The organism is Listeria costaricensis, assembly GCF_900183385.1.
GTDB classification, from domain to species: Bacteria; Bacillota; Bacilli; order Lactobacillales; family Listeriaceae; genus Listeria; species Listeria costaricensis.
Map to the genome: position 1 here is coordinate 1 of NZ_FXUT01000030.1, position 12,740 is coordinate 12,740.

Below are 12,740 nucleotides of genomic sequence, written 5' to 3' on the forward strand. Positions count from 1 at the left end.
ACAGTTACTGTGCAGGATCAATTGGAAACGGACACCAAAGTGACATTGCCGCTTCCAGAGGGGCTGACGTATCAAAATACATATAGCGGCAATGCGAGTGTGACCTATGATGCCGCAAATCAGCAAATCGTGATTGACTGGTTGGAAGGACAGGAGAAACAAGTGCAGATAACGTTGCTGGCGGAGACAAGCGGTACATATTCGCTGCAAGCTTCGACGATTCGGGAGGATAATCCGGTTGAGTCTGCGCCTGTTTCGATAATTGTGGAGGATGTAGCAACCTCTGAAACAGAGACAAATGCAGAAACGACGACTCCAGCAGACGATTCAACAGAAACAACAGATGATTCAACAGCTAACAGTGCAACTTCTGATAAGTCAACGGCTCTTCAAGAAACAGGAAAAACTTTCAATGATTGGTTTCCTGATCCTGTTATGGCCAGGAAGGTTGCGGAGACATTAAATATGGAGCCAACAGAAGTTGTAACGGAGGAACAATTGGCTTCAATTACTGAATTGGACTTTGAACTTACAGATTCAGAATTAGTTGATACAAGCGGATTAGAATATTTACCAAATTTGGCTCATTTAAGATTTAACGATTGTGTCAAGCTTACTAAGTTAGATGTAAGTCATAATCCAGAACTGACTTCATTAGAATGTATCGCTACATTTCCTATTTCAGAAATAGATGTGAGTCATAATCCAAAATTAACTAAATTTTATTTTATTGGTAGGGTATTCGGGCAGGAGAGTAATTTAACAAAAGTAGACCTGAGCCACAATCCGAATTTAAGTTCTCTTACCGTGACTGGAACTAATTTAACAGAAATAGATGTGAGTCATAATCCGAATTTGGAATTTCTCAGTGTATCGGATAATCAGTTAACGGAATTAGATGTGAGTCAAAATTTAAATTTAACATATTTTAATTGTAGTAATAATCAAATATCTAAAGTCATTACTGGGCAAAATTCACTTGCTAATCTTGGAGTGTTTGAGGGACAAACCAACCAGCTTTTAGACTTTAGCTTTTTAAGTAATAGCCCACTTACTAGTTGTGAAGGCAAGGAACAGACACCGACTTTACCTAAACAGGCTTCCATCAATAAAAAGTTAACGATCCCTGTTGATGCAAAGGATGAAAAGGGAGAGAAAATGATCATTACCCCTGCTAATGACGGCGTCTATGATCCAGTTGCGAATACGATCACTTGGACAGGGTTAGATAATGCGGGGACAGTTAGTTACAGTTTTACATCAACAAGCGGCAATTGCGTGGGAGTGGTCACAGTTCCATACGAAGCAACCGTCAATCTCGCTTGTGATGATGAGATCACGTATGTTCAAGGCACCACAAAGTCGGCGGATGATTTTTTGACAGATATCCATGCCACAACTGACGAGGGGGGGACGTTAGCCAGTGATTTTGCGACAGTGGTCAATATGAGCCAACCGGGTGATTATTCAGTAACTGTAACAGCGAAAGATCAGAGCCTTGAGAATGAGACAAGCAAGACGGTGATGGTTCATATTATTCCTTACACCCTTCGTTTCAGCAGTCCGCCAGCGGATCTCACTTTTGAAACAAGCACGATTGAGAACGGTCAACAAATAATTAAGCGGGAAGAAACAACCTCTTATAACTTTACTGTTGAGGATACGCGTGCCACAGATGCTCATTGGAGTCTGACCGCAGGCATTAAGGAACCGCTGACCTCGACAGATGGCAGTCAACTTAACAATGCGCTTGTATATAAGAAAAATGGGCAAGAAACGATTCTGACCCCTGGGAATTCCGTTGAGATTACAAACTCAGAGGAACAAGCCAAAGATGATGCTGATTTTGTCGTCACTTGGCAGGAGGACGAAGGCTTATTATTAGATGTAGATACGAACACAGCACGCTCGACCACGTATCAAACCACGCTTTACTGGGAATTGCGCGACACCCCTTAACTTCATTTGGCTGAAAGGAGCCCTGAAATATGTCTGAAAACGAACGATTTGAACTGGCTTCACTGGAAAAAGAATTAACGACTTTACTGGCGGATTTTGAAGAAGAACGCCGCAAACGTGAGGAAGTCCTGCGAGAAAATCAACGGCTTCAAGAAAAATTAGACACTCTGCAGGCACAAACGGACGCTTTAATGGAACAATCACAAGAAGAACCACCACTTTCAAAGGAAATGCTGGCGGATGTATTGCTGGAGGCGAAGAAAACCGCCGATCATATGGTACAAAAAGCGGAATATGAGGCCGATCAAATTATTTCAAGCAAACAAGCGGAACTAAAGGAGATCCACCAAAGCGCCCGTGACTATGCCGAAACGATTCATATGCTCCAACAAACCTCTGAAAAAATGCTGACCAAATGGGCCGAACAAGTCGAGAAAATTCTTCAAGAAACCAGCCCGCAGTGAGGATGAACGGTCATGATTGAACTCAAGTTTCAACCCGACGAAGGATTTTCCCATGTTCTTTATCAACTGGATGAGCAGGAAGCTATCGAACAGCTTTATCAAAAGAGCGGCGGTAGTCGAGCGGAAGCAGAAACTGCTTTTCAGCTGTCTGCCGCCGCGCTCACGCTCAACATTCAATTCGCAACTCCAAAAGCGTTAAAAATTCAACTGCTTATCCAGCGGCTGACGGCAGAGTTTCCCGCGATTGTCTGGCAAAAACTGACCGTCGATAAAGAGACCGCCGCTACCTATCAGTTGGTTTTTATACCTGCCAAGGCGGTTCGGTGGGTGGCAGACAATTCGGCATTAACCCCAGAACAAAGTCTTACGCACTTGGCAGAAGAAATACCGCTTCCACTGTTTACCGAACAGGTACAAAAACAGCTTGAAGCCGCGCTGTTCGTGCCCTTGCTGAAAGAAGAACGGCTAGTCGCATCAACGAATGACCCTTTCGCCCGCCTTCAACGAGCACTGGACAAAGTCGAACAACGCAAAAAGCAACTAGATGAACAAAGCAGTCAGCAAACGGAAAGTCTAGCACACCTTTCTGATCTGCTGCCTGCGTCATCTAGGAAAGAAACACGGGAACAAGCAGTGGGGAATCTCCATCGAGCGCTTCAACAGGTGGCTGTCCAGAAACAGCCAGCCGAACCAGTAGAAGTCCCCATGGCTCCGCGTCCCAAGAAACCCATCCAAAAGAAACGCCGCCTATCCAAAAAATGGATTGCCGGTATCGCCCTTATTTTTATCGGGTTACTTGCTTTCATTCTTTGCGCTAATTTTTCATTAGCGCGGGTAGAAGGCAATTCCATGGTGCCAACCTTGACAGATGGCGACTGGATTTTGATGTATAAAAACAGCGATCTATTGGAACGCGGCGACATTATTTCCTTCAATTCGCCTGATAAATCCGGTGAAACCTATCTCAAACGCGTGGTGGGCTTGCCGGGAGACACGATTGACATTATCGACGATGAGCTCTACATTGACGATAAAAAGGTTGATCTTGCAGGCAGCGTACAGGACTATTCGCTCGAAGACACCACAGGAAAGCGACAAGTCCCGAAAGGAAAAGTTTTCGTCCTTGGCGACAACCTCAACCATTCGCGTGACAGTCGGGAATTCGGTTTTGTTGATTTATCGGATATTACTGGAAAACTGCTTTGGCATAGCTAAGGCGGTTTTTTTGTGGCAGAATATGGCTGGCGAAAATAAAAAAGCCTCCAAACGAAGCCGTTTAAAACGGTTTTCGCTTGGAGACTTCTTGAATCGCTTATCAGCCAACTAATTTTTCGTGGAACATACGTTGGCAAAGTTCCATTTTTTGTTCTTCGTTCAGGTCTTTTGTATTCAGGCAGTAACCGCTGATACGCAAGATAACTGGGATACCAGCTTTGATCTTCGCAACAACTTCTTCGTGATTAAGAACGTTCAAGTTGATGTGTTGACCACCCTTAGTGAAGTAACCGTCTAGGATACCCACCAAGTTGCGTTTTTGTTCATCGACAGTTTTACCGAATAGTTTAGGTGCACCTTGGATTGTTAATGAAATACCATCGTTTGCATAAGAGAATGGAAGTTTAGACAGGCTTGCAAGGTTGTCTAGGAATCCGCCTTTTGCTTTGTTGGATGGGTTAGCGCCTGGGCTGAAGAATTCTGGTTCTTCAATCATTACGCCGTTTTCATCAAATTTAGGTCCTTTGTGAACTGGAGAGTTACCACATTGTTTAGAGTAAGCAACGTTGGAAGTGATTGTAAGAATCGAAACAGTTGCTTCGGAATCTTTGTAAAGTTTGTGGGAATCCAGTTTTTCTTTGAACATTTTTAGTACCATTACTGCGATATCATCAGCGCGGTCGTCATTTTCACCGTAGCGTGGGAAGTCGCCTTCAACTTCATAGTCATAAACGAAGCCGTCTTCTTCACGAAGGGTTTTAACTTTCGCGTATTTGATTGCGCTTAGGCTGTCAACTACGTTTGCAAATCCGCAGATACCGAAGCCCATGTTTGCAGTAACTTTTGTTGGTAAGAAGGCCATTTGCATGCTTTCATAGTTGTATTTGTCTGTCATGTAGTGAATGATGTTCATTGCATCTACATAAGTGTCAGTCAACCAGTCCATTGCTTTATCGAATTTCGCTAATACTTCATCGTATTCAAGGTATTCAGAAGTAATTGGATCTACAACGTTGAATACTTGTTTTTCTTTGTGAAGGTCATCGCGGCCGCCGTTAATTGCACCTAGAAGACATTTTAGAACGTTAACACGTGCGCCGAAATATTGCAGGTTATGTGTTTCGCCTTTGTCTTTGTCAGCTTCAGGGTTAAGTGGGCTTACGCAGCAGCTAATACATTGCATATCGCCGTAGCCTTCTTCTTGCATTAATTTATCATTTTCATATTGGATGGAAGAGTGTTTTACGCTCATCATCATGCAATATTCTTTGAATGCTTCTGGAAGACGAGTGTCCCAAAGAACAGTCAAGTTAGGTTCTGCAGAGTTTCCTAGGTTGTCTAGGCAGTGCAAGAAACGATAGTCTGTTTTTGTTACACGGTGACGTCCGTCTGCGCCCATACCAGCCATCGAAGTTGTGATGAAAGTTGGGTTGGATGCGTATAGTTCGTTGTAGCCGTTTGTACGAGCAAAACGTACCATACGTAGTTTAAGTGTTAATTGATCGATCAATTCTTGTGCATCAAGTTCAGTGATGATGCCGCGATCAAGGTCACGTTGAATGTAGATATCCAAGAATACTGGGATACGACCGAATGAGCTTGCAGCACCGTTTGCTTGTTTGATGGAAGCAAGGTAGCCCATGTAAGTCCATTGAACAGCTTCATAAGCATTTTCAGCTGGACGGCCAAGTTCTAAGCCATATTCATTACCTAAAACGATTAGGTCTTTCAGTGCTTTGATTTGTAACCAGATTTCTTCGCGAAGACGAATGTTTTCATCAGAAGTAATCGGAATTTGTTTTAAGTCATTTTGTTTTTCTGCGATTAAACGATCTACACCGTAAAGAGCAGGTTTTTGGTAAAGACCAATGATACGACCACGGGAGTAAGCATCTGGAAGACCGCTTACGATGTGTGAGTTACGTGCACGACGAATATCATCTGTGTAAGCACGGAAGATACCATCATTGGCAGTTGCGCGGTTGTTAACGAAGAAATCATGTGTTGCTTGATCAACTTCATAGCCATTTTCTTTCAAACATTGTTCAGCAGTTCTAACACCGCCATTTGGCATGAATGCAAGTTTGAATGGTTTGTCAGTTTGCAAGCCGACAACTACTTCAAGATCTTTATCAACATAGCCAGCTGGATGAGATGCAACGTTGGACACGATTTTGTTGTCCATATCAAGAACGCCGCCTTTAGCATCCATTTCTTCAATTAAAGCATTGATTTTGTCGTTTAATTTTAATGTTCTTGGTGTGCTTCCTTCTAAGAAACTTTCATCCCCATCATAAGGTGTGTAGTTGGCTTGTACGAAGTTACTAACACTAACTTTTTCTTGCCAGTCGGTGCCTTTAAAACCTTCCCATGCTTTGGTCATTTTAAAATTCCTCCTTGAATACTTTTAGCAAATTGGTAGTCTCGAATAAGTAATTTTGAAGGTACTTATTTTCTTTACATATCCATCTTACTATCTTGTGAAAGTGAATACAATAACATTCTTGAAAAAAATTAAAAATCTTTTATATAACGAATACGTGTTTTTACGCTGTGTATTAATACAGATTTGCATTATGTGACAAAACAGTGTCATTTGAGATATAACAGTCATGAAAGCGGATTTAGAGAAAGAAGTTTAGCGAAAAAAAGTCCTTCTGTTTCAAAAAACAGTTATAACAGTTAATTGCGCGATTAGTCTATACTTTTACCGGTGGTTGAAAGTGAATAATTTTACAATGTTTCTTGTGAAATGTAATGAATAAAACTTAATTTCTGCTTGTTTTTTAGTCCCATTTGTTCTATCTTTATAATGGAGTGGGGGGATAGGAGACATGCAACCTGATTTGATGGAAATGCTGAAAGAAATGAAACCAAATCAAAAAATCAATTATGACAAGCTATTGCAAAAGATGATTGAGACGTGGCAGAGCGAGAATTTTCGGCCGCTGATCCTGCTGCATAGCTGTTGTGCGCCATGTAGTACCTATACACTGGAATATTTAACCAAACATGCCGAAGTTGTGATTTATTTTGCTAATGCGAATATCCATCCGCGGGCAGAATTTGAACGCAGAAAATTGGTTCAGGAAACCTTTATTCGTGATTTTAATGAAAAAACAGGTCAGAAAGTCGGTTTTATCAGCGAAAAATATGAACCGCAAAAATTTTTATGTGCCGTAAAGGGACTTGAAGATGAACCGGAGGGCGGTTTGCGCTGTTCCGCTTGTTTTAATATGCGGCTCGATCAGGCGGCAAATAAGGCGAGGGAGATTGGCGCAGATTATTTTGGCAGTGCTTTGACGATTAGTCCGCATAAAAATAGCGAGCTGATCAATCATATCGGGCTGGAGGTCCAAGCGCTCTATGATATGCACTACTTGCCGAGCGACTTTAAGAAAAAGGGCGGCTACCGGCGTTCTGTTGAAATGTGTCAGGAATATGATATTTATCGGCAGTGCTATTGCGGCTGTGTTTTCAGTGCGAAACAACAGGGGATTGATTTGAAAAAAGTGAATCAGGAAGCGCAGGCTCATTTAGCGGAACGACTGGCAGGTGTAAAAGAAGAATAAGGCGAAGGAAGGCGTGGCAGCATGACGGATTCTAATTTGACGAAAAAAGCGATTGCTGAAGTGCTAATGGAGCTGTGCGAGCACAAACGATTCGACAAACTGAAGATTGCCGATTTGACTAGTGCTTGCGGACTGAACAGGCAAACGTTCTATTATCATTTTAATGACATCTATGCGCTTCTGGCGTGGGCATATGAGGATCAGTCATTGAAGTTCTTGCGGGAAGGGGTCACCCTCGATAATTGGGACAGGCGGGTTTTACAGATGCTCGACAAGATGGAGGAAAAGAAGGCTTTTTACCACAATACGGTTTCGGCGGATCAGAAGGTGCTTTCCGATTGCTTCTTCGAGGTAACGAACCAATTGTTTTTGGAACTGTTTCACCGGATCGATCCAGATGGGAAAGTCAGCGTGCAGGATCGCGAATTTTATGCCCGCTTTTTTACTTACGGATGTACGGGAGTTTTGATCAATTGGATTCGTGGCGGCTTGCGTGAACCGGCAGATGTAGTGGAGAAACAGCTTGTCCGACTTGCCAAGGATACGGAATTCTTTGCTGGAAAATTGGATCATTTTTAGACAGATCGACCGTTTTGTCCAAAAAAGCGACAAAGCGGTTTTTTTGTGTAGCGTAACTTTTTTTCATTTGCGGTAAAGTAAGCCTAAAGATGAAATGAAGGAGCGATTGATGATGAAAAAAAGAAATCTTGTTGTTGCCGCGGGTGCCGCAGCTGGTGCTTTTTATACGGTCAAAAAAGTGTCTGAAAATAAGGCTGGAGTGAAGGCAGAAAAAGTGGATGAAGCCATTCAGGAGCGATTTTACGGGGATAAGCAGGTCTATTTTATCGGCGGCGGGATTGCAAGTCTAGCGGGAGCTGCTTTTTTGATTCGGGATGCCCATTTTCCAGGTAAAAATATCCATGTGATTGAGGGCTTGGAAGTTCTAGGCGGCAGTAATGATGGTTCGGGAACTGTACAGGAAGGCTTTCTTTGCCGGGGCGGCCGGATGCTGAATGAGGAAACCTATGAAAATTTCTGGGATTTATACGGTAGCATTCCTTCTCTTGAAATACCAGGGCAAAGTGTGACAGAGGAAATTCTGAATTTTGACCATCTGCATCCTACACATGCACAGGCGCGGCTGGTAGATAAAAATCAGCAGATTCAAAATGCGCATTCAATGGGCTTCAGTACGCAGGATCGTTATGAAATGACGAAGCTGCTGGCGACACCGGAAGAACGGCTCGACGATATGCGGATCAATGAATGGTTCAACGACCACTTTTTTGAAACGAATTTTTGGTATATGTGGCAAACGACTTTTGCCTTCCAAAAATGGAGCAGCTTGTTTGAATTTCGCCGCTATATGAACCGGATGATGCTTGAATTCAGCCGGATTGATACACTGGAAGGCGTAACGCGGACACGTTTCAATCAGTATGAAAGTCTCATTTTACCGCTGAAGGCTTTTCTTGAAAAAAATGACGTTGATTTTATGACAAATACGGTTGTTTCAGATATTGATTTTAAAGAAGGGGCTGGCATCACGGCTTCTGTGCTTTATTTTGCAGATGGTGGTAAGTTGGAGCTGAAGGATGGCGATCAGGTAATCATGACGAATGCCTGCATGACGGATAGTGCGACGATTGGCGACTTTTCGACACCGGCACCTAAACCGGAAGAGCGGCCAATTTCCGGCGAACTGTGGTACAAGGTGGCTCAAAAGAAACCGGGGCTTGGCAATCCAGAACCATTTTTCGGTCACGAGGATGAAACCAACTGGCAAAGCTTTACGGTCACTGCGAAAGGGGACGCCTTGCTGAAACGCATCGAACGTTTTTCTGGCAATGTCCCAGGCAGTGGCGCGCTTTTAACCTTGAAGGATTCCAATTGGCTGATGAGTTCCGTTGTTGCCGCGCAGCCGCACTTTAAATCACAGCCGCTCGACACGACCATTTTCTGGGGATACGGCTTGTATCCAGACCGGATTGGCGACTATGTGAAAAAACCGATGAAGGACTGCACGGGGGAAGAAATTCTCTTTGAATATATTTCGCAGTTAGGCTGGCAGGACGATTGGGAAGAAATCAAGAAAGATATTGTGAATGTGATTCCTTGCTATATGCCATACATTGACGCGCAATTCCAGCCAAGGAAGATGAGCGATCGACCAAGTGTGGTTCCAGAGGGCAGCACCAATTTTGCGATGATCAGTCAATTTGTTGAGATTCCTAAGGACATGGTTTTCACAGAAGAGTATTCTGTTCGGGCTGCGCGGATTGCGGTTTACACCCTTTTTGATATTGACAAAGAGATCAAACCGGTGACGCCATACAATCGTGATCCCAAAGTACTCGCCAAAGCGACGCAAACGATGTTCCGATAAGAAGCTTAGGCCATGAACGCATTTTTGGTGCGCATCATGGTCTTTTTTTGCTTAGTTTATTATTATTTGATCAATCTGTCGTAGGGCATGTAGAAAAAAACAAATCCTTCTATCGGCTGATTTTCGTGATGCAATTAATGAAAGAAAGCGAGGTGTCTGCCATGAAAAAGAGGGCATTGGATGATCTGAAACTCGGGACGGTGCAGGCGAATTTTGCTATTGTAAATGCTGAGAATCGTACTTTTTTTGAAAAACAAGGCTTTGTGCCAACGAATGTCGTGCCGATGATCGGGGCGGAACCTGATGAGGAAGCGCTGGTTGGAGAGCCGGAAATCTTTGTGGAGGTCTGTGACCGCTATCTTGGCTGTAAAAGTGAAGAGATTGATGGATATTCTGGTACATATGGAATGGGTGGCGCTGGGTTTGTCGGTATAAAAGTAGTGGCAAGGCAAATGGAGCAGCACCAGTGGATTGTTTACTGTGTGTGGAGTGCTGAAAATTATATCGAACTTGAGCAAGCGGGGCAAAAAAAGTCGTTTAAAGAAAATGAACAGGAGCTGATCGGCCGAATCATCACGGATATTCAGGTGACAGATGAAGGGATAGTTTGGGAGTTGGCAGATAATGGGGAGATTAGCAGGTGTGTGTTCCGCTATGACCGCGAACTTAAGGAAGCCATGGAAAGGCAATATGAACGACCTGCTCCGTCGCTTGAAAACCTGATGTTGACGATTTTTGACGGGACGGATTTACTGGTTTAACAGCATACGATTTTTGGGACAGTAGTGATTTATTTGGTACCGACTTATTTAGAAAAGTTTCAGATTCTTAAGGAGAGTGATGAGCGCACGGAAAGGGTTCTCCCGTTTTTGGTGTGTTCGGCCGATTGGGATATTCTTTACGCAGGGGAGATATGGGAGGAGTGTGTCACTTGGAGAGCAGAAAATCCTCAAATGAAAGTTTTGTTGCAGCATAAATTAACGAAGAAAGAAATGTTGCTTTTTGATATTGCTAAATATGGTTATAATGGGATGTTTTGTGAAGTATATCAAACGAGTGAACAATTGGAGTAGAAATATGAATGGCCGGGTGAAAAATTATATGCTGTCGTGATTGAACTCGGTTACGGGATTGATTATGAAGAAGAAAAGGACGAATATGACATTGACCATTCTGGCAATGTGGAATTAATAGATGGATCAACAATATCGTTTGAAAATGTAAAAGCAAACGGATTTGATTGGCTTGCGATTTGTTTAGTAGACGGGGCGGGAGAAAAATACGAGATTGTTAGTGAAGAACTAGCATGGATTTTGTATGCCGCTCATTTGTAGACCAGCATGAGGAAAAGTTTTAAGAGATACTGAATCGAAAAAGCAGTTAGTAGCCAAATGACCCGCCTCCCAGAAAAGTTAGACCTGAAAATCTGACTTTTTGGGGGGCGGGTCATAGAGAGTGGCTACTTTTTTATATTTTATTCGCCAAGGTCGACATTGTGGTAGACTTTTTGGACATCTTCCAAGTCTTCCAACGCGTCGATCATTTTTTCGAATTTTTCTAGATCCTCGCCTTCCAGCGTGACCTCGTTTTGCGGAATCATTTCGATTTCAGCAACTGTAAATTCAGTGATGCCAGCTTCTTTTAGGGCTTCCTGTACGTTGTGGAAATCACCTGGTTCAGCATAGATGATCGCAGTACCATCTTCATCGAGTACATCGCGGACATCGATATCTGCTTCCATCAGTAGCTCCAATAGCTCTTCCGCATCTTTGTCTGCCACACCGAAAACTGCAGTATTGTCGAACATGTAAGCAACCGAGCCACTGACACCCATATTGCCGCCGTTTTTACTGTAGGCAGCCCGCACATTGGAAGCTGTCCGATTGACGTTATTGGTGAGCGCGTCCACAATGACCATGGAACCATTTGGCCCGAAGCCTTCATAACGAAGCTCTGAATAGGTTTCGTCGCCTGTTCCTTTGGCCTTTTCGATTGCCCGGTCAATGATATGTTTCGGTACATTATAGGTTTTAGCACGTTCAATAACAAAACGTAATTTTTGATTGGCATGTGGGTCGGGTTCGCCTGATTTAGCTGCTACATAGATTTCGATCCCGAATTTTGCATAGATACGACTATTGTTTGTATCTTTTGAAGCTTTTTTCTCTTTGATATTTGCCCATTTACGACCCATATTCTAATCCTCTCACTTTCTGATTTTGCACATCTATTGTGCGGTTACACAGAGTCTATTATAACAGGTGATAAAGCGGTTGGATAGTATTTTTCAAAAGGAGGCCGTAAAAATACCCGTGAAAATGCTTCACGGGTACGTGTTGTTATTTTGGCGAGAAAGTTGTTTGAGATAGGCCAGACAGTTGAATCTTATCGCCGTCTTTTAATGAAACTTGTACATCATTGACCGCTAAAGCAGGATCTGTTCCTAGAATTTCATTGACTTTCAAACCGATTGTCAAATTGCCAGAAGTATCATCTGTATGAACATTGTATTTGCCGGCCGGAATATCAACACCTACATAGTAGAGGCCGGAATTAAAAGTAGTTTCTGTTGGTTCAGAGGCAATTTCAGGTGCTTCTTTTGGTGTGAAAGTAACGGCATTCAAGTTTTGAATTTGCAATTCTTGGTCCTTTTCAAGTGTTGTCACAATATCATTGACTGCAAATGAAGTATCCGTTCCCAAAATTTCATTGAGGTTTATACCAGAAGTGATATTACCGCTAGCTTCATCTGTGTGAATCACGTAACGTCCGGGCTCAATGTCTTCGCCCACGATAAATGTACCTGCTCCAAGGGTGACTTCTTTAGCTGTAGTTGGATAAGGTAGTTTTTCTTTCTTTTTCTCGGTTTGTTGTTTTTTTGCAGAAGAATCATCTTTGGTCGAACTTTTCGTTTCAGCTGCTTTGTCAGTTTCTTTTGCTTGGTCTGAATCTCCGCCCATGTTTGCGGCAGCGCCAATTAAAATGACTACGACGATCAGCCAAAACCACCATTTTTTGTAAATCGGTTTTTTGTTTGTTGGATTTTTTGCCATCTTCTTACTCCCTTTTTTTTATTTTATATAAACACATATGTGCGTTTATCCCGAATTATGATATATAAAATAACAACCACTATATTATAAC

12 protein-coding genes are annotated in these 12,740 nt (G+C 42.8%); 9 read left to right on the forward strand and 3 right to left on the reverse strand.

What is annotated here, in order from left to right; translation table 11 throughout:
• The 3 genes from CS921_RS14865 to lepB form a co-directional block, all read left to right on the forward strand.
• The coding region (locus tag CS921_RS14865) for a WxL domain-containing protein (protein WP_099225271.1) at positions 1-1,959 on the forward strand (1,959 nt) is incomplete at its 5' end.
• A gap of 29 nt (positions 1,960-1,988) precedes the next feature.
• Entirely contained in the window at positions 1,989-2,423 is a 435-nt protein-coding gene (locus CS921_RS14870; protein ID WP_099225273.1) for a hypothetical protein, read from the forward strand.
• 12 nt (positions 2,424-2,435) lie between these two features.
• On the forward strand, positions 2,436-3,638 hold the full coding sequence (gene lepB, locus CS921_RS14875) for a signal peptidase I (RefSeq protein WP_099225275.1): 1,203 nt from the start codon (positions 2,436-2,438) through the stop codon (positions 3,636-3,638).
• A gap of 100 nt (positions 3,639-3,738) precedes the next feature.
• Here lepB and pflB read toward each other — a convergent pair whose 3' ends face one another.
• Positions 3,739-6,021 (reverse strand): formate C-acetyltransferase, encoded by a 2,283-nt coding sequence (gene pflB / locus CS921_RS14880; RefSeq protein ID WP_099225278.1) that lies wholly within the window; start codon positions 6,019-6,021, stop codon positions 3,739-3,741.
• 466 nt (positions 6,022-6,487) lie between these two features.
• On the opposite strand from pflB, the gene CS921_RS14885 reads away from it, so the two are divergent.
• The 6 genes from CS921_RS14885 to CS921_RS14910 all read left to right on the forward strand — a co-directional run bounded on the left by CS921_RS14885 (position 6,488) and on the right by CS921_RS14910 (position 10,930).
• On the forward strand, positions 6,488-7,210 hold the full coding sequence (locus CS921_RS14885) for an epoxyqueuosine reductase QueH (protein WP_420843763.1): 723 nt from the start codon (positions 6,488-6,490) through the stop codon (positions 7,208-7,210).
• 21 nt (positions 7,211-7,231) lie between these two features.
• On the forward strand, positions 7,232-7,789 hold the full coding sequence (locus tag CS921_RS14890; protein WP_099225283.1) for a TetR/AcrR family transcriptional regulator: 558 nt from the start codon (positions 7,232-7,234) through the stop codon (positions 7,787-7,789).
• Between the two features lie 106 nt (positions 7,790-7,895).
• Positions 7,896-9,596, forward strand: a complete 1,701-nt coding sequence (locus tag CS921_RS14895) for an oleate hydratase (protein ID WP_099225285.1) — start codon at positions 7,896-7,898, stop codon at positions 9,594-9,596.
• Between the two features lie 161 nt (positions 9,597-9,757).
• On the forward strand, positions 9,758-10,357 hold the full coding sequence (locus tag CS921_RS14900; RefSeq protein WP_162921798.1) for a hypothetical protein: 600 nt from the start codon (positions 9,758-9,760) through the stop codon (positions 10,355-10,357).
• Positions 10,358-10,390: 33 nt separating this feature from the next.
• On the forward strand, positions 10,391-10,669 hold the full coding sequence (locus CS921_RS14905; protein WP_099225290.1) for a hypothetical protein: 279 nt from the start codon (positions 10,391-10,393) through the stop codon (positions 10,667-10,669).
• Between the two features lie 36 nt (positions 10,670-10,705).
• The gene (locus CS921_RS14910) at positions 10,706-10,930 is read left to right on the forward strand and encodes a hypothetical protein (protein ID WP_099225292.1); all 225 of its coding nucleotides are present in this window, start codon (positions 10,706-10,708) and stop codon (positions 10,928-10,930) included.
• A 140-nt stretch (positions 10,931-11,070) separates the two neighbouring features.
• Here CS921_RS14910 and CS921_RS14915 read toward each other — a convergent pair whose 3' ends face one another.
• A complete protein-coding gene (locus CS921_RS14915) occupies positions 11,071-11,790 on the reverse strand; it encodes a YebC/PmpR family DNA-binding transcriptional regulator (protein WP_099225295.1) in 720 nt (239 codons plus the stop codon).
• Between the two features lie 145 nt (positions 11,791-11,935).
• Complete coding sequence (locus CS921_RS14920) at positions 11,936-12,649, reverse strand: hypothetical protein (protein WP_099225297.1); 714 nt, start codon at positions 12,647-12,649, stop codon at positions 11,936-11,938.
• Positions 12,650-12,740: the final 91 nt, after the last annotated feature.